Raw genomic sequence first — 17,006 nt, forward strand, 5'->3', positions numbered from 1 at the left:
CGAAAGGCGAGGCGTACGATGAGCAAAGAAGTACTGCTGGTTGTTGAGTCGGTATCCAATGAAAAGGGTGTACCGGCAAGCGTAATTTTTGAAGCGCTGGAGCTGGCTCTGGCCACTGCTACCAAAAAGCGTTTTGAAGACGAAGTGGACCTGCGTGTGGAAATCAACCGCCACACCGGTTCCTACGAAACCTTCCGTCGCTGGACGGTCGTCGAAGAGAATGATCTCGACGATCCGGCCATCGAGACCTGGCCAAGCAAGGTTGCCGAAACGCATCCTGGCGCCAAGGTTGGTGACGTCGTCGAAGAGAAAATCGAATCCATCGAGTTCGGCCGCATCGCTGCACAGACTGCCAAGCAGGTCATCGTGCAGAAAGTTCGCGAAGCCGAGCGCGCTCAAGTGGTTGACGCCTATCGCGAGCGCCTGGGAGAAATCATCTCCGGCACCGTGAAAAAAGTTACCCGCGATAACGTGATCGTCGATCTGGGCAATAATGCTGAAGCATTGCTGGCCCGCGAAGACATCATTTCTCGCGAAACCTTCCGTGTCGGCGTGCGTCTGCGTGCGCTGCTCAAGGAAATCCGCACCGAGAACCGCGGCCCGCAGCTGATCCTGTCGCGTACCGCGCCGGAAATGCTGATCGAGCTGTTCCGTATCGAAGTGCCGGAAATCGCCGAAGGCCTCATCGAGGTCATGGCCGCCTCCCGTGATCCGGGTTCGCGCGCCAAGATCGCCGTCCGCTCCAAGGACAAGCGCATCGACCCGCAAGGTGCATGCATCGGTATGCGCGGTTCGCGCGTCCAAGCGGTATCGGGTGAGTTGGGCGGTGAGCGTGTTGATATCGTGCTGTGGGACGACAACCCGGCCCAGTTCGTGATCAACGCCATGTCCCCGGCCGAGGTTGCGGCAATTATCGTTGACGAAGATGCCCATGCCATGGACATCGCCGTTGGCGCAGACAATCTGGCTCAGGCCATCGGTCGCGGTGGTCAGAACGTGCGTCTGGCCAGCCAGTTGACTGGCTGGACCCTGAACGTGATGACCGAATCGGACATCCAGGCTAAGCAGCAAGCAGAAACCGGCGACATCCTGCGCAACTTCATCGACGAGCTGGAAGTCGACGAAGAGCTGGCTCAGGTGCTGGTAGATGAAGGCTTCACCAGCCTGGAAGAGATTGCCTACGTACCGGTGGAGGAGATGCTCAACATCGACGGCTTTGACGAGGACATCGTCAACGAGCTTCGTGCTCGCGCCAAGGATCGCTTGTTGACCAAAGCCATCGCTACTGAGGAAAAGCTGGCAGACGCCCATCCGGCCGAAGACCTGCTCTCGCTTGAGGGTATGGACAAGGATTTGGCGATGGAACTGGCGGTGCGCGGCGTAATTACCCGCGAAGACCTGGCCGAGCAGTCTATTGACGACCTGCTCGACATCGACGGCATTGACGATGATCGTGCCGGCAAGTTGATCATGGCCGCCCGAGCCCACTGGTTCGAGTAATTAGGCGCGGCCTGAGGAGAGAAGTGCATGACGCAAGTCACGGTGAAACAACTGGCCGATGAGGTCAAAACACCGGTAGAGCGCCTGTTGCAGCAGATGCGTGAGGCAGGTCTGCCGCACACCGCCGCCGACGAAAATGTGACTGACAGTGAGAAGCAATCCCTGCTGACTCACTTGAAGAGCAGTCACAAGGCGAAAGTGGAAGAACCACGCAAGATCACGCTGCAGCGTAAAACCACCAGCACCCTGCGTGTGGCTGGTAGCAAGAGCATCAGCGTTGAAGTTCGCAAGAAGAAAGTTTTCGTACAGCGCAGCCCGGAAGAAATCGAAGCCGAGCGCAAGCGTGAACTGGATGAGCGTCGCGCAGTAGAAAATGCTGCCCGTCAGAAGGCTGAAGAAGAAGCCAAGCAACGCGCCGAAGAAGAAGCGCGTCGCCAGCCTGCTGCTGCGCAGAACGCTGCCAGCGACGCCGTTGCGGCGCCGGCTGCTGCCGAACCTGTTCGCGAAAGCGCACCGGTGGTGGCTGCTGCTCCAGCTCCTTCGGCTGACGTTCGCAACAAGCAGAACGAACAGCGCCGTCCGGACAAGCCACGTGCCGACGACAACAATCGTCGCAGCGGTGGCGGTGATGGCGAGCGCAAAAACGCTCCGCATCGCGCATCGGTCAAGGAAAAAGCCCCGGCGCCACGCGTGGCGCCACGCACTACCGACGAAGAAAGCGATGGCTTCCGTCGTGGTGGTCGCGGCAAGGCCAAGCTGAAGAAGCGCAACGCCCACGGTTTCCAGAGCCCGACCGGCCCTGTCGTGCGTGATGTGCAGATCGGCGAGACCATCACGGTTGGCGATCTGGCCAACCAGATGTCGGTCAAGGCTGCTGAAATCATCAAGTTCATGTTCAAACTGGGTACCCCAGCGACCATCAACCAGGTGCTTGATCAGGAAACTGCTCAACTGGTAGCCGAAGAACTGGGCCACAAAGTGACCCTGGTCAGCGACACTGCCCTGGAAGATTCCCTGGCCGAGTCCCTGAAGTTTGAAGGCGAGTCGTTCTCCCGTGCACCAGTCGTGACCGTAATGGGCCACGTTGACCACGGTAAGACTTCCCTGCTCGACTACATCCGTCGTGCCAAGGTAGCTGCTGGCGAAGCCGGCGGTATCACCCAGCACATCGGTGCATACCACGTTGAGACTGATCGCGGCATGGTCACTTTCCTCGACACCCCGGGTCACGCTGCGTTTACCGCAATGCGTGCCCGTGGTGCCAAGGCGACCGACATCGTGATCCTCGTGGTCGCAGCGGACGACGGCGTGATGCCGCAAACCATCGAAGCCGTTCAGCATGCTCAGGCAGCTGGCGTGCCGCTGGTGGTCGCAGTGAACAAGATCGACAAGCCGGGCGCCGATCTCGATCGCATCCGCAGCGAACTGTCGGTTCACGGCGTGACTTCCGAGGACTGGGGTGGCGACACGCCATTCGTACCGGTTTCGGCGAAGATGGGTACCGGCGTGGACGAGCTGCTTGAAGCCGTTCTGCTGCAGGCCGAAGTTCTCGAACTGAAGGCCACTCCGTCGGCTCCTGGCCGTGGTGTCGTGGTTGAGTCGCGTCTCGACAAAGGTCGTGGCCCGGTGGCAACCGTGCTGGTTCAGGACGGTACCCTGCGTCAAGGCGACATGGTTCTGGTCGGTTCGAACTACGGCCGCGTACGTGCCATGCTCGACGAGAACGGCAAGCCGATCAAGGAAGCCGGTCCTTCCATCCCTGTCGAGATTCTCGGCCTGGACGGTACGCCGGACGCTGGCGACGAGATGAGCGTGGTTGCCGACGAGAAGAAAGCCCGTGAAGTGGCTCTGTTCCGTCAAGGCAAGTTCCGCGAAGTCAAACTGGCTCGCGCTCACGCCGGCAAGCTGGAAAACATCTTCGAAAACATGGGTCAGGCCGAGAAGAAGACGCTCAACATCGTCCTCAAGTCCGACGTCCGTGGTTCGCTGGAAGCGTTGAACGGTGCCTTGAATGGCCTGGGCAACGATGAAGTGCAAGTGCGCGTCGTGGGTGGCGGTGTCGGTGGTATCACCGAATCCGACGCCAACCTGGCACTGGCTTCCAACGCTGTACTGTTCGGCTTCAACGTGCGTGCCGATGCTGGCGCTCGCAAGATCGTCGAGCAGGAAGGTCTGGATATGCGTTACTACAACGTGATCTACGACATCATCGAAGACGTCAAGAAAGCCCTGACCGGCATGCTCGGCAGCGATGTTCGCGAGAACATCCTGGGTGTGGCCGAGGTGCGTGATGTGTTCCGTTCGCCGAAGTTTGGCGCGATCGCCGGTTGCATGGTGATCGAAGGTGTCGTGCACCGTAACCGTCCGATCCGTGTACTGCGTGAAGACATCGTTATCTTCGAAGGCGAGCTGGAATCCCTGCGCCGCTTCAAGGATGACGCTTCCGAAGTGCGTGCCGGCATGGAATGCGGTATCGGCGTGAAGAGCTACAACGACGTCAAAGTCGGCGACAAGATCGAAGTCTTCGAGAAGGTTCAGGTTGCTCGCAGCCTCTGACTCGCGCACTTCAAGGGCCGCGATGGGCCGTAGCATGCAAATGCACGGCACAGCGTCCGGACTCTAAACGCAACGCCCGGTCTGGCTTTTGTCAGGCCGGGCGTTTGCCGCTTTCAGACCTTGCGGGTTTCACCGCTGGGCAGTAACAGGTAACAAATCATGGCAAAAGAATACAGCCGTACCCAACGTATCGGCGATCAGATGCAGCGCGAGCTGGCGCAACTGATCCGTCGCGAAGTCAAAGACCCGCGCGTCGGCCTGGTCACCATCACTGCTGTGGAAGTGTCCCGTGACGTCGGTCACGCGAAGATTTTCATCACCGTGATGGGTCAGGACAACGCTGAAGACATCGCGCAAAGCATCAAGGTGCTCAATGCCGCCGCAGGTTTCCTGCGCATGCAATTGGCCCGTGAAATGAAGCTGCGCAGCGTGCCGCAATTGCACTTCCACTACGACGAATCCGTCGTGCGTGGTGCGCACCTGTCGGCATTGATCGAGCGCGCCGTGGCTGAAGACAATCAGCACGTTGCCGCTCCAGCACCTGAAGACACCAAGGAGTAATTCGGTGGCTCAGGTCAAACGTATCCGTCGTAACGTCAGCGGCATCATCCTGCTCGACAAGCCGTTGGGTTTCACTTCCAACGCCGCGTTGCAGAAGGTGCGCTGGCTGCTTAATGCCGAGAAGGCCGGGCACACCGGCAGCCTCGACCCGCTGGCCACCGGCGTGTTGCCGCTGTGCTTCGGCGAGGCGACCAAGTTCTCGCAGTACCTGCTCGATTCCGACAAGGGCTATGAAACCCTGGCGCAACTGGGCAAGACCACCACCACGGCCGATGCCGAAGGCGAGGTTTTGCAGGAGCGTCCGGTGACCGTTGGTCGCGCCGATGTCGAAGCGGTTCTGCCAAAATTTCGTGGGCAAATCAGTCAGATACCGCCGATGTACTCGGCGCTCAAGCGTGATGGCCAGCCGCTGTACAAACTGGCACGTGCAGGCGAAGTAGTGGAGCGCGAACCGCGTTCTGTTACTATTGCGCGCTTGGAATTGCTGGCCTTCGAAGGCGATACTGCGCGGCTTGCGGTGGACTGCAGCAAGGGCACCTATATTCGGACCCTGGTGGAGGATATCGGTGAGCAACTCGGTTGTGGTGCGTACGTCGCAGAATTGCGTCGGACCCAGGCCGGGCCTTTCACCCTCGCGCAGACCGTGACCCTCGAAGAGCTGGAAGCGGTACATGCCGAAGGCGGCAATGAAGCGGTCGACCGCTTCCTGATGCCATCGGACAGCGGCCTGCAGGATTGGCCGTTGCTGCACTTCTCGGAAGCGAGCGCGTTCTACTGGCTCAACGGCCAGCCGGTACGTGCCCCGGATGCACCGAAGTTCGGCATGGTGCGAGTACAGGATCACAATGGTCGCTTCATCGGTATCGGTGAAGTGAGCGAAGACGGGCGTATCGCGCCGCGTCGCTTGATTCGGTCAGAATGACCGGAACCGGTCTGCGTTAAGCGGGCCGGCGAGTGTGGCTGTTAACAGGCATGGTCACTACTCATTTATAGATACAGGGATTTGTCCCTGGCCTGTTGAAGCTGTTTCCCTGAAACAGTTTCCTGATAAGGAAGGATTGCCTCATGGCTCTCGACGTTCAAGAAAAAGCTCAAATCGTTGCTGACTACCAGCAAGCTGTTGGTGACACTGGTTCGCCAGAAGTGCAGGTTGCACTGCTGACCGCCAACATCAACAAACTGCAAGGTCACTTCAAGGCCAACGGTAAAGATCACCACTCCCGTCGTGGTCTGATCCGCATGGTTAACCAGCGTCGCAAGCTGCTGGACTACCTGAAAGGCAAGGACGTGAGCCGGTACGCCGCTCTGATCGCTCGCCTGGGTCTGCGTCGCTAATCAGCGATTGCGCTATGAGGTTGGTGGTCTGTCGGACGTCAGCGGTTTTCCGCTGGCGTCTTGCAGGCTCCCAGCCTCAAGTTTTATCTGCAGCATGGCTTTACCTGTAATACCCGGACAATTGCCATCGGGCCGATTCCCGAGATTGCCCAAGAATTCGCAAGAAACCGTTTCCCCCAAGAGCCACAAAGAAGGTAGGACACCGTGAACCCGGTAATCAAAAAATTCCAGTTCGGTCAATCGACCGTTACCCTCGAGACAGGCCGTATCGCCCGTCAGGCCTCCGGCGCAGTATTGGTCACCGTTGACGACGACGTCAGCGTGTTGGTGACTGTTGTCGGTGCAAAGCAAGCCGATCCGGGCAAGGGCTTCTTCCCTCTGTCCGTGCACTACCAGGAAAAGACTTACGCTGCCGGTAAGATCCCTGGCGGTTTCTTCAAGCGTGAAGGCCGTCCTTCCGAGAAAGAAACCCTGACTTCGCGACTGATCGACCGTCCGATCCGTCCACTGTTCCCAGAAGGCTTCATGAACGAAGTGCAGGTTGTCTGCACCGTCGTTTCCACCAGCAAGAAGACCGATCCGGACATCGCTGCGATGATCGGTACCTCGGCTGCCCTGGCCATTTCCGGCATTCCGTTTGACGGCCCGATCGGCGCCGCTCGCGTGGCGTTTCACGAAAGCACCGGCTACCTGCTGAACCCGACTTATGAACAGCAAGCCGCTTCGAGCCTGGACATGGTCGTTGCCGGTACTTCCGACGCCGTACTGATGGTTGAATCCGAAGCCAAAGAGCTGACCGAAGACCAGATGCTGGGCGCGGTACTGTTCGCTCACGACGAATTCCAGGTTGTGATCAACGCTGTTAAAGAACTGGCTGCCGAAGCCGCCAAGCCAACCTGGAACTGGGCTCCACAGCCTGAAGCCACCGAGCTGCTGGGCGCTATCCGTGCCGAGTTCGGCGAAGCGATCTCCCAGGCTTACACCATCACCATCAAGGCCGACCGTTACGCTCGCCTGGGTGAGCTGAAGGACCAAGTGGTTGCCAAGCTGTCCGGTGAAGAAGGCCAGCCAAGCGCTGCTGAAGTCAAGGCAGCCTTCGGCGAAATCGAATACCGCACCGTTCGCGAAAACATCGTTAACGGCAAGCCACGTATCGACGGTCGCGACACCCGCACCGTACGTCCGCTGAACATCGAAGTCGGCGTTCTGCCGAAGACCCACGGTTCGGCACTGTTCACCCGTGGCGAAACCCAGGCACTGGTTGTGGCAACACTGGGCACCGCCCGTGACGCGCAACTGCTGGACACCCTGGAAGGCGAAAAGAAAGACCCGTTCATGCTGCACTACAACTTCCCGCCGTTCTCGGTAGGCGAGTGTGGTCGCATGGGTGGCGCCGGTCGTCGCGAAATCGGTCACGGCCGTCTGGCCCGTCGTTCGGTTTCGGCCATGCTGCCAGCCGCTGACGTGTTCCCGTACACCATCCGCGTAGTGTCGGAAATCACCGAATCCAACGGTTCGAGCTCGATGGCTTCCGTGTGCGGCGCTTCCCTCGCGCTGATGGACGCTGGTGTACCGATGAAAGCACCGGTGGCCGGTATCGCCATGGGTCTGGTTAAAGAAGGCGAGAAGTTCGCCGTCCTGACCGACATCCTCGGCGACGAAGATCACCTGGGCGACATGGACTTCAAGGTAGCCGGTACCGCCAAAGGTGTGACCGCGCTGCAGATGGACATCAAGATCAAGGGCATCACCGAAGAGATCATGGAAATCGCTCTGGGCCAGGCCCTTGAAGCGCGCCTGAACATCCTCGGCCAGATGAACCAGATCATTGGCCAGTCGCGTACCGAACTGTCGGCCAACGCTCCGACCATGATCGCGATGAAGATCGACACCGACAAGATCCGTGACGTTATCGGTAAAGGTGGCGCGACCATCCGTGCGATCTGCGAAGAAACCAAGGCTTCGATCGACATCGAAGACGACGGTTCGATCAAGATCTTCGGCGAAACCAAGGATGCCGCAGAAGCAGCGCGTCAGCGCGTTCTGAGCATCACTGCAGAAGCCGAGATCGGCAAGATCTACGTAGGTAAGGTTGAGCGCATCGTCGACTTCGGCGCATTCGTCAACATCCTGCCGGGCAAGGACGGTCTGGTGCACATCTCGATGCTGAGCGACGCTCGCGTAGAGAAAGTCACCGACATCCTGAAAGAAGGCCAGGAAGTGGAAGTGCTGGTACTGGACGTGGACAACCGCGGCCGTATCAAGCTGTCCATCAAAGACGTGGCAGCTGCCAAGGCTTCGGGCGTTTAATCACCCCAACGCTTTAGCGCAATGAAGATGCCCCCGCCGTGAACACGGCGGGGGCATTTTTTTGCCTGAAATAAAGAGCAAAAGATCCCAGCCTGCGGCGGCTCCTACAGAAGCGGTGTGATAACCCGATCATGTGGGAGCTGCGGCAGGCTGCGATCTTTGCTTTTGTGAAAACCGGTGCTAGGTTTAGCGCACCGCCCGTGTAGCTCAGCCGGTAGAGCAGCGCACTCGTAACGCGAAGGTCGCAGGTTCGATTCCTGTCTCGGGCAAAAAAATTTTCGCCTTCGGTTTCATGCGTGGTGTTGGAGGTATTCGTTCAGTGCTTGACGTGTCAGATCATTCAACGACACATTTTGACGGGTTGCCGCCAAAGCCGCTGCCAAATGCAGATCGTGACCGATGCGAACATTGAATGATCCTTTGCACGGAATTTCCGGCTTCTGCCCGAGCTGCTGACAGGTTTGCAAATAGTCATCTACCGCCTCGCGAAAGGCTGCTTCCAGCTCAGCCACCGTTTGTCCTTCATAATTCACCAATGCCCTGATGAAAAGGAGTTTTCCGAACAGGCACTTATCCTCGGTGCTCGCCTCAATAGAGCCAACATAGCCTTTGTAGTGCAGCTGGGAACTCATGGAATCAGGCCTCCTGTTTTCAATTGCTCGATAATCTGGCGTCTTGCGTATGTTTTGATCTCATTTCCGGGATGTGGTTTGTGCAGGTTGATCATTGCGCTCGGGTCGCCATTGTCGAATTTGATCCTGCTGCCGGATCCTTCCAGTTGGGAATAACCAAGCCGACCTAACAGAGTCACAAGCTCGGACCACATGAATGCGCTTTGCCCGTTGATTAGCTTGGCGAGAAGTTTTTCAGTCTTTGACATGCTGGCCTTTTTTGCAACTGAATATAGTTGCACGTTTTTAAGCGGTCAATGTGAAGGTTCGTTCGTCGTAACCTGAAAAATCGATGGTGAGGGTTTATACGCAGTGAATTTCGCGCATGGAAACAGGAAACTGTAACCAAGCGCATACCACCCTTCATTTCATTCCCCCAGTTGCACTGGCTTGCGTCTCTGTTAGGATTCCTTTGTTCCAGACAAGCAAGCACCGTTGTTTTCACATGATCCACGAATGGTCCTGAAGGCCAGGAAAACCCGAGCTCCCAATGGCTTCCTGCGTCAGAGAGATCCTTGATGATCCAGATCCATCCTCCATTCTTAAGATCAGCGAGAACCCCATGACTGAATTGACCCAAGAGCAACGCCACGAACAAGCGCTCGAGAAATACAAACTGGATGCGCCGCAGCTGTTGGAAGAGATCAAGGACTTGAGTCCTGATGATCAGAAAGACCAGATCCAGTGGGCCTTCGAAGACGAAGCCGAAGCGCAGGGCTTGCAGCCGTGGGAGCTGACGCTCAAGTACACGAGCACGCCGGAGGAGTTCGAGGCGCAGCGCCTTGTGCTGCACAAGGAAGCGGCGGAAGTATTGGGTGTCGAGTGGGACGAGTACTGCGAGATGAACAATCTAGTCGTTTAAAAGCAGCTACAAGTTTCGAGCTGCAAGCTACAAGTCAAAGCAGAATCGCTCAGCTTGCAGCTTGCAGCTTGCAGCTTGCAGCTTGCAGCTTGCAGCTTGCAGCTTGCAGCTTGCAGCTCAGAGACTGAGTCGCATCGACAGATCCACCGCTTTGACATCCTTGGTCATCGCGCCAATCGAGATGTAATCCACGCCCGTTTCGGCGATTGGCAGCAGCGTGCTTTCGTTGATGCCGCCGCTGGCTTCCAGTTTTGCTTTGCCGGCGGTCAGGCGGACCGCTTCGCGCATGTCGTCCAGGCTCAGTTCGTCGAGCATGATGATGTCGGCGCCGGCCTCCAGCGCCTGCTTCAACTCCTCAAGACTTTCCACTTCGATCTCCACCGGTTTGCCCGGGGCGATCTTGTGCGCGGCGGCCACGGCTTCAACGATGCCACCGCTGGCGGCGATGTGGTTTTCCTTGATCAGGAAAGCGTCGTACAGACCGATGCGGTGGTTGTGGCAGCCGCCGCAGGTCACTGCGTATTTCTGCGCCAGGCGCAGGCCGGGCAGGGTCTTGCGGGTGTCGAGCAGCTTCACCTGCGTTTCGCCGACGAAGTCCGCCAGGTACTGCGCGCGGGTCGCCACACCGGACAGCAACTGCAAGAAGTTCAACGCGCTGCGTTCACCTGTCAGCAGTGAGCGAGCCGGCCCTTCCAGATGAAACAGCGGCTGATTGGCTTTGACCCGCTGGCCGTCGACCACTTGCCAATGCACCGCCACGCGCGGATCGAGCTGGCGAAACACCGCATCGACCCACGCGGTGCCGCAGATGACCGCGTCGTCACGGGTGATGATGGTGGCTTTGGCCAGGCGTTCGGCCGGGATCAGTTGCGCGGTGATGTCGCCGCTGCCAACGTCTTCGAGCAACGCACGGCGCACGTTGTTTTCGATTTCGGCGGTCAGATCGGCGAGACGTAGATTCGGCATAACGGACTCCACAAACAAAGTGGTTCGATTATAGGGGCAGGGCGCGAGCCAACCCAAGGCGAGAACGCGCGTGCCTGACGCATCTGGTCGATTTTCTCAGCCGAGGGCGGGGTTCGTGGCGTATAGGGGAAACCCTGAGGCCTATAGCATCGGCGACATCTTTTGCCAGATAATCCGCCTTGTATTTGACGTCATGGCTTTGACGAACGACTCCGCTGGGGCAGTGTCAAAGCGACGAACCGAATCACCGGTCCAGGAGGCTTGGATGCGCAACGACGGGAAAGTGGTGCCTTTGCACCGGGCGACTGCCGATCTGGCGGACCACTCGCCGCTTGCCCGCTTGCCGGTGATCCTGCTGCAAGTCCGCGACAAGGCTGCGCAGCAGCTGCGCCACGATTTGCAGGAGCTGTTCGATAACGCCGACGACACGTTGTTCGAAATGGCCGACCGGGCGCGCAACGATGTCGATCAGAACATCTTTTTCGAAGCCATGCGCGACCTGCGCCTCAAGCGCAAGAACATCGAGCGCGGCTTTCTCGAATTGTTCTTCGAAGCCTTCGCCGGTCTTACTCAATACGATCCGGCGGCCAATACCCTGCCCCGCACGCTGGTGGTCGAAGATTCGGCGCTGCGCACCGATGCCATGGAGCGCACCGTCGCCGTGCAGACCATGGTCAGCCGTGTGCTCAAACGCGACGGCTTCGCCCTCGACCAACTGACGGCGCGGTTCAGCTCAATGCTCGGCAAGCGTCTCGACGATCAGCACAATCCGCTGAGCCCGGCGATGCTCTGCGAATATTTCCTGCAGGCCGGGCGTAATCTTGGCGTCGAGATCAAGGTCAAGCTGATCCTGCTCAAACTGTTCGAACGCTACGTGCTGGCTGACACCGAGCAGTTGTACGCCGAGGCCAATCAGTTGCTGCTCGCCACCGGCGTGTTGCCGCATCTGAAACCCGCTGTGGCTCGTCGCGTTGTCGAACCTGCGGACAGCGACACCTTCATTGAAGATCTCGACGCGCCGCCGCCAGCGGACGAAGGCGTCGAGGAAGTATTCGCCGCGATGCAGCAATTGCTCGCCCACGTGCGCGGCCGCGTCACACCGACACTGGAACCCGGCGCGCCGGCGCATCCGATCAACACCCGCGACCTGCTGCGTCTGTTGTCGCACTTGCAGCAGTACGTACCGGCGCTGGAGGCTCAGGAAGATTTCGATCTGCGTCATCAGCTCGAACAGCTGCTGACCCGGGTCAGCGTCAGAAGCGGCCGCTCCCGCGTCGTCGCGACTGCCGACGAAGACGTGATCAACCTGATCGCCATGGTCTTCGACTGCATCCTCGAGGATCGCAACGTGCCCGACGCGCTCAAGGCGCTGATCGGCCGATTGCAGATTCCGATGCTCAAGGTTGCGGTACTGGACAAGAGTTTCTTCAGCCGCAGCACCCATCCGGCGCGGCGCCTGCTCAACGAAATCGCCGAAGCCGCCATGGGCTGGAGCGATTGCGACGGTGCTGAGCGCGACAGCCTCTACGTGCGCATCGAGCAAGTGGTGCAGCGCTTGCTGAGCGAGTTTGTCGACGACCCGGCGATCTTCTCCGAACTGCTCGCCGACTTCCTCACCTTCACCCAGGAAGAACGCCGCCGCACCGAACTGCTCGAACAACGCTTGCGCGATGCCGAGGAAGGCCGGGCGAAAGCCGAGTTGGCTCAGCATCGCGTCGCGCAGGCGTTGCAGCAGGCATTGCTGGGCAAAGTGCTGCCGGCCTCAGTGGTCAGTTTCGTCCAGCAGGCCTGGAGCAAAGTGCTGTTGCTGACTTGTCTCAAGCATGGCGATCAGTCTGCCGAATGGCACGCCGATGTGCAGACCATGGAACAGTTGGTCTGGAGCGTGCAACGCCACGACGACGGCGAATCCAGCCTGCGTCTGCTGGCGCTGGTGCCGGGTCTGCTCAAGTCGCTGCGCGATGGCCTGAGCAGCACTGCGTTCGACCCGTTCGCCACCAGCGAATTCTTCAGTGAACTGGAGGCTCTGCATGTGCGCGTGCTGGAGCGCTCCGAGGCCGCCGATCACAGCGTCACGCCGCAGATCGAAGTCACGCCGCAGATTTTGCAGCACAGCGCCGAGCAAGCTGCGGCATCCGCTCCAGCACCGGGCTCGGCGCATGGCGCTGCCGGTTTGTCTCAGGTCGAGCAGTTGCGTGTGGGCAACTGGGTGGTGTTCGACGAGGACGACGAACAGACCTTGCGTTGCAAACTCGCGGCGATCATCGATGAGACCGGCAAATATGTCTTCGTCGACCGTACCGGTATGAAAGTGCTGGAGCGCAGCCGCACCGATCTGGCCCTGGCATTGAGCCGTGGCGTCGCGCGCGCACTGGATGACACCTTGTTGTTCGACCGCGCACTGGAAGCGGTGCTGGGCGACCTGCGGCGACTCAATCGCGGCAAGTGATCGCGCGCCGGGGGCGGATCGCGGCATACTGGGCGCCCACATGGTCGGCGTTGAAGGAATCGGTATGCAGTTGGATCCCGCGAGCGGGTGGTGTCATGGCGTGCAGATCTGCCCGTCGCCCAACTTCAATGAGCGCCCGGCGGGCGAAGTGTCCCTGTTGGTCATCCACAACATCAGCCTGCCGCCGGCGCAGTTCGCCACCGGCAAGGTCCAGGAATTTTTCCAGAATCGTCTGGATGTCACCGAACACCCGTACTTTGCAGGCATCGCTGACCTGCGCGTCTCGGCGCATTTTCTGATCGAACGTGACGGCAAGGTCACCCAGTTTGTCTCTTGTCTTGCGCGGGCATGGCATGCCGGCGTTTCGATGTTCGAAGGTCGTGAAACCTGTAACGATTTTTCCGTGGGCATCGAGCTGGAAGGCACCGATGATCTGCCGTTCACCGACGAACAATATCGCTCGCTGACGGCGCTGACCCGGCAGTTGCAGGAACGTTTTCCGGCGATCACCGATCAACGCATCTGCGGCCACAGCGATATCGCTCCGGGGCGCAAGACCGATCCGGGACCGGCATTCGACTGGGCACGCTACCGCGCCGCCCTGGCAAAAGAGGAAGGACAATGAGTTTTCTGGTGTTACTGCTGGCGGTGTGGATCGAGAAGTTTTCGGCCCTGCGCCATCGGCTTCAACGCGACGGCGGATGGATCCGCGAACTGCACAAGCTCGAAAGCAGTGAACGGCTGGCCAAACAACCGTGGCTGGTGCTGACGATTCTGGTGCTGTTCCCAGTGGCGTTGCTGGCGCTGTTGCTATTGGTGCTGGAACCAGTGGCGTACGGTTTGCTGGCGCTGCCGGTGCATTTGCTGGTGGTGATTTACAGCCTCGGGCGTGGCGATCTGCTCGGCGGTCTCGGGCCGTTCCGCGATGCCTGGCGCCGTGAGGATCTGCAAGCGGCGGCGCATGTGGCCAAGCGCGACCTGAACATCTGCGCCGACAGCGGCGAGCAATTGCTCGAGCAGGTGCAAGGGCATCTGCTGTGGCAGGCTTATCAGAGTTTCTTCGCGGTGATCTTCTGGTACTTCCTCCTCGGCCCGGTGGCGGCATTGGCCTATCGCTTGCTGGCGCTGGCCGAAGAGCACGGTATCAACCCGGCGCTGGTCGAGCGCGCTGCGCAGTTGCGTCATGCCTTCGATTGGGTGCCGGTGCGTTTGCTGGCGGCGAGCCTGGCCCTGGTTGGCAACTTCGTCGCGGTCAGCCGCGTGATGCTGCATGAGCTGCTCAACTGGAACATCAGCGCTGCACAGTTGATCAACAAGGTCGGCCTCGCCGCTGGAGAGATCCCGCCCCCAGCGGTCGGCCCGGACGGCATCAACACCCTCGACTGCCTGTGGGAACTGCTGCTGCGCGCGGCGGTGCTGTGGTATGCCGGGTTTGCCTTGTGGACTGTTCTGGTTCACTGATGATCTGAAGTGAACATTGTGGCGAGGGAGCTTGCTCCCGCTGCGTGGCAAAGCCGCCCTCGCTGTTTCGTCACCTACAACAGTTTTGTCTGATTGGCGACTGCTACGCAGCCGAGCGGGAGCAAGCTCCCTCGCCACAGTGGCTGTCGTTCGTCCTTCTGCCATTAACCTTAAGTTACAAAACCCTCCGCTGATTTGAGCTATACAGAGATAGCGCCCGATAGTGGCTATCTGCTGTCGCCCGCGCCTGCCAATAAAAACAAGAAAAACCAAGGGAGACTTCCAGTGAAGAGCTTGCTCTATCCCGCCGTCTCGCTGATGAACCGTCTGAGCTTCGGCATGAAGTTCAGCCTGATCAGCGTGTTGTTCCTGGTGCCGATGCTGGTGACCAATTTCTATCTGGTGCGCGACTCCTATCGCGAATTTCAGGGCACCCGTGTCGAACTGCAGAGCCTCGACCTGTTGGGCAGCAGCCTGACCCTGCGTCGGGATCTGGAGACCTTGAACAATCTGGTGCAGATCGACGTCACCCTCGGCCAGTCCGCCAAGGCGGGCAATGTCGAAGCGCAGATCCAGACCCTGGAGCAGGCCGTGCTCGCGCGTCTCGAAGGGCTGACGGCGATGACCGACGACCCGGAGCAGATCAAGCAATTCGAGGCCAAGCGCGATGAAATGATCGCCGCGTTCAAGGCCCAGCAAGCGGAGAGCTCGCGGCAAAGCAAAAGCGCGTTGATCGGCAAATTGCTGGCCAGTGCGCAGATTTTCAGCCAGATCATCAGCAGTCAGGCTGGCCTCAGTCGCGATAATCAAAGCGATATTCGGCAGCTCAGCGAACTGGTGACGCTGATCACCCCTAGCGTCACGCAAATCCTCGGCGAAGGCCGGGCAATGGGTTCGTACTCATTGGGCCAGGGCTTTCTCAATAGCTCCTCGAGCACACGTTTTGACGAATTGCTGGTGCAGATCGAAAAACTCCAGGCCGAGTACGCGCTGAAACTGCAAGACGCCCTTGCTTCCAGCAGCGCCGCCCGCGAATCGCTCAGTGCCCAGGCCGACAGCAGCAAGGCTTCGCTCAAGCAGGCCAGCGAACTGTTCGAAGAACAAGTGGTGATGGCCGACACCCTCGATGCGCCGTGGCAGGGGTTTTACGATCAGGTCACCGGGCTGATGGAACACACCTACCAGCTCAATCAGGCCACGCTGAAATTTCTCGACAGCCAGTTGCAACGGCGCCTGGCGCAGAACCGCACGCATATGATCCTGCAGGCCTCGGCGCTGTCAGTGGTGTTCGTGCTGATTTTCTATCTTTATGGCGGTTTCTACGCCTCGACCCGCACCACCCTGAAAAGCCTGGGGGCGATGATGGACAAGGTCGCGGCCGGTGACATGACCGTCAATTTCAAGGCCAGCAGCCGTGATGAACTGGGCGAGTTGGGAGAGGTGTTCAACGGCACGGTGAAGAAGATTCACGACCTGATCGAACGCGTCGGCCACACCGTTGGCGAAGTCGAGCGTCAGGCCGGGCAGGTGGAAAGCGTGTCGGCACAGAGCAATCAGGCTGTCGCCGGGCAGCGTTCGCAGATCGAACAAGTGGCGACGGCGATGAACCAGATGTCGGCGACTTCAATGGAGGTTGCCCGCAGTGCCGCCGCTGCGGTGAGCAGCGCCCACAGCGTCAACGATGAAACCCTCAGCGGACGCGGGCTGGTGGAATCGCAGCAGGACAGCATTGCCGCGCTGGCCAGCGAGATCGATCAGTCGGTGCTGGTGATCAATCAACTGGCCAGCGACAGCCAGTCGATCAGCCGTGTGCTGGAAGTGATCAAGAGCATCGCTGAACAGACCAACTTGCTGGCGCTCAACGCCGCGATCGAAGCGGCGCGGGCCGGTGAGCAGGGCCGCGGCTTTGCCGTGGTCGCCGATGAAGTGCGCACCCTGGCCAAGCGCACCCAGCAATCGACCGAAGAGATCGAGCAGATGATCGCCAAACTGCATGGCGGCGTCGGCGCGGCGGTGAAGGCCATGGGCATCAGCCATCAGATGGCCAATGGCACGGTGGGGCAGTCGGAGAAGGTCCAGCAGGCGCTGGAAAATATTCTCGGCGCGGTGGGCATGATCGTCGACCAGAACCAGCAGATTGCCGCTGCCGTGGAGCAGCAGACCGCTGTGGCGCATGACATCGACCAGAACATCGTCGAGATCAACCGCGCCGGCGAACGCACGGCGCAAGGCGCACACCAGACCGAAGATGCCAGCCGCGCACTGTCCGCGCAGGTGGTTGAACTCAAACAACTGATCAGCGCGTTTCGAGTCTGAGCCATTCACCGTCCCCCTG

The 17,006-nt window shown here is 59.4% G+C and carries 14 protein-coding genes, 1 tRNA gene and 1 pseudogene; 13 read left to right on the forward strand and 3 right to left on the reverse strand.

The features are described 5' to 3' along the window. Nucleotides 1-18: 18 nt before the first annotated feature. From nusA to GXB78_RS13975, 7 genes are all read left to right on the forward strand, one after another. Entirely contained in the window at nt 19-1,500 is a 1,482-nt protein-coding gene (gene nusA, locus GXB78_RS13945; RefSeq protein WP_024011569.1) for a transcription termination factor NusA, read from the forward strand. A gap of 27 nt (nt 1,501-1,527) precedes the next feature. Further along, the gene (gene infB, locus GXB78_RS13950) at nt 1,528-4,056 is read left to right on the forward strand and encodes a translation initiation factor IF-2 (protein ID WP_329515796.1); all 2,529 of its coding nucleotides are present in this window, start codon (nt 1,528-1,530) and stop codon (nt 4,054-4,056) included. 159 nt (nt 4,057-4,215) lie between these two features. Then, nucleotides 4,216-4,617, forward strand: coding sequence for a 30S ribosome-binding factor RbfA (gene rbfA, locus GXB78_RS13955; RefSeq protein WP_016771753.1), 402 nt, complete (start codon nt 4,216-4,218; stop codon nt 4,615-4,617). Nucleotides 4,618-4,621: 4 nt separating this feature from the next. Beyond that, the gene (truB, locus tag GXB78_RS13960; RefSeq protein WP_024011571.1) at nt 4,622-5,539 is read left to right on the forward strand and encodes a tRNA pseudouridine(55) synthase TruB; all 918 of its coding nucleotides are present in this window, start codon (nt 4,622-4,624) and stop codon (nt 5,537-5,539) included. A gap of 143 nt (nt 5,540-5,682) precedes the next feature. Further along, entirely contained in the window at nt 5,683-5,952 is a 270-nt protein-coding gene (gene rpsO, locus GXB78_RS13965; RefSeq protein ID WP_016771751.1) for a 30S ribosomal protein S15, read from the forward strand. A gap of 204 nt (nt 5,953-6,156) precedes the next feature. Then, on the forward strand, nt 6,157-8,262 hold the full coding sequence (gene pnp, locus GXB78_RS13970) for a polyribonucleotide nucleotidyltransferase (RefSeq protein ID WP_329515797.1): 2,106 nt from the start codon (nt 6,157-6,159) through the stop codon (nt 8,260-8,262). 196 nt (nt 8,263-8,458) lie between these two features. After that, nucleotides 8,459-8,531: transfer RNA gene (locus GXB78_RS13975), tRNA-Thr, on the forward strand. A gap of 21 nt (nt 8,532-8,552) precedes the next feature. Here the strand turns inward: GXB78_RS13975 and GXB78_RS13980 are convergent. Both GXB78_RS13980 and GXB78_RS13985 read right to left on the reverse strand, forming a co-directional pair. Continuing rightward, the gene (locus GXB78_RS13980; protein WP_056782875.1) at nt 8,553-8,894 is read right to left on the reverse strand and encodes a type II toxin-antitoxin system HicB family antitoxin; all 342 of its coding nucleotides are present in this window, start codon (nt 8,892-8,894) and stop codon (nt 8,553-8,555) included. Next, nucleotides 8,891-9,142 (reverse strand): type II toxin-antitoxin system HicA family toxin, encoded by a 252-nt coding sequence (locus tag GXB78_RS13985; RefSeq protein ID WP_329515798.1) that lies wholly within the window; start codon nt 9,140-9,142, stop codon nt 8,891-8,893. Before GXB78_RS13985 ends, GXB78_RS13980 begins: the two co-directional genes overlap by 4 nt. Before the next feature lie 353 nt (nt 9,143-9,495). Between GXB78_RS13985 and GXB78_RS13990 the strand changes: the two genes are divergently transcribed. Next, a complete protein-coding gene (locus GXB78_RS13990) occupies nt 9,496-9,795 on the forward strand; it encodes a DUF6388 family protein (RefSeq protein ID WP_064119459.1) in 300 nt (99 codons plus the stop codon). Between the two features lie 117 nt (nt 9,796-9,912). Here GXB78_RS13990 and nadC read toward each other — a convergent pair whose 3' ends face one another. Then, the gene (gene nadC / locus GXB78_RS13995) at nt 9,913-10,761 is read right to left on the reverse strand and encodes a carboxylating nicotinate-nucleotide diphosphorylase (RefSeq protein ID WP_329515799.1); all 849 of its coding nucleotides are present in this window, start codon (nt 10,759-10,761) and stop codon (nt 9,913-9,915) included. A gap of 265 nt (nt 10,762-11,026) precedes the next feature. On the opposite strand from nadC, the gene GXB78_RS14000 reads away from it, so the two are divergent. The 5 genes and pseudogenes from GXB78_RS14000 to GXB78_RS28185 all read left to right on the forward strand — a co-directional run bounded on the left by GXB78_RS14000 (nt 11,027) and on the right by GXB78_RS28185 (nt 16,987). Further along, a complete protein-coding gene (locus GXB78_RS14000) occupies nt 11,027-13,210 on the forward strand; it encodes a DUF1631 domain-containing protein (RefSeq protein ID WP_329515800.1) in 2,184 nt (727 codons plus the stop codon). Nucleotides 13,211-13,274: 64 nt separating this feature from the next. Continuing rightward, the gene (ampD, locus tag GXB78_RS14005; RefSeq protein ID WP_329515801.1) at nt 13,275-13,835 is read left to right on the forward strand and encodes a 1,6-anhydro-N-acetylmuramyl-L-alanine amidase AmpD; all 561 of its coding nucleotides are present in this window, start codon (nt 13,275-13,277) and stop codon (nt 13,833-13,835) included. After that, nucleotides 13,832-14,671 carry a regulatory signaling modulator protein AmpE gene (gene ampE / locus GXB78_RS14010; protein WP_329515802.1) on the forward strand — a complete coding sequence of 280 codons (840 nt, stop codon included), beginning with the start codon at nt 13,832-13,834 and terminating at the stop codon, nt 14,669-14,671. Before ampD ends, ampE begins: the two co-directional genes overlap by 4 nt. A 1,254-nt stretch (nt 14,672-15,925) precedes the next feature. Beyond that, nucleotides 15,926-16,129 (forward strand): annotated as a pseudogene (locus GXB78_RS28180) (HAMP domain-containing protein); the annotation flags it as partial. 153 nt (nt 16,130-16,282) lie between these two features. After that, complete coding sequence (locus GXB78_RS28185) at nt 16,283-16,987, forward strand: methyl-accepting chemotaxis protein (protein ID WP_408005132.1); 705 nt, start codon at nt 16,283-16,285, stop codon at nt 16,985-16,987. Nucleotides 16,988-17,006 lie beyond the last annotated feature (19 nt).

The sequence above is a fragment of the Pseudomonas moraviensis subsp. stanleyae genome (assembly GCF_036283065.1).
Classification (GTDB): Bacteria; Pseudomonadota; Gammaproteobacteria; order Pseudomonadales; family Pseudomonadaceae; genus Aquipseudomonas; species Aquipseudomonas stanleyae.

What these genes read in the sequence shown, in the direction of transcription:
- nusA (WP_024011569.1), top strand. Translation starts at nt 19, where the DNA reads ATGAGCAAAGAAGTACTGCTGGTTGTTGAGTCGGTATCCAATGAAAAG.
- infB (WP_329515796.1), top strand. Translation starts at nt 1,528, where the DNA reads ATGACGCAAGTCACGGTGAAACAACTGGCCGATGAGGTCAAAACACCG.
- rbfA (WP_016771753.1), top strand. Translation starts at nt 4,216, where the DNA reads ATGGCAAAAGAATACAGCCGTACCCAACGTATCGGCGATCAGATGCAG.
- rpsO (WP_016771751.1), top strand. Translation starts at nt 5,683, where the DNA reads ATGGCTCTCGACGTTCAAGAAAAAGCTCAAATCGTTGCTGACTACCAG.
- GXB78_RS13980 (WP_056782875.1), bottom strand. Translation starts at nt 8,894, where the DNA reads ATGAGTTCCCAGCTGCACTACAAAGGCTATGTTGGCTCTATTGAGGCG.
- GXB78_RS13985 (WP_329515798.1), bottom strand. Translation starts at nt 9,142, where the DNA reads ATGTCAAAGACTGAAAAACTTCTCGCCAAGCTAATCAACGGGCAAAGC.
- GXB78_RS13990 (WP_064119459.1), top strand. Translation starts at nt 9,496, where the DNA reads ATGACTGAATTGACCCAAGAGCAACGCCACGAACAAGCGCTCGAGAAA.
- nadC (WP_329515799.1), bottom strand. Translation starts at nt 10,761, where the DNA reads ATGCCGAATCTACGTCTCGCCGATCTGACCGCCGAAATCGAAAACAAC.
- GXB78_RS14000 (WP_329515800.1), top strand. Translation starts at nt 11,027, where the DNA reads ATGCGCAACGACGGGAAAGTGGTGCCTTTGCACCGGGCGACTGCCGAT.
- ampD (WP_329515801.1), top strand. Translation starts at nt 13,275, where the DNA reads ATGCAGTTGGATCCCGCGAGCGGGTGGTGTCATGGCGTGCAGATCTGC.
- ampE (WP_329515802.1), top strand. Translation starts at nt 13,832, where the DNA reads ATGAGTTTTCTGGTGTTACTGCTGGCGGTGTGGATCGAGAAGTTTTCG.
- GXB78_RS28185 (WP_408005132.1), top strand. Translation starts at nt 16,283, where the DNA reads ATGTCGGCGACTTCAATGGAGGTTGCCCGCAGTGCCGCCGCTGCGGTG.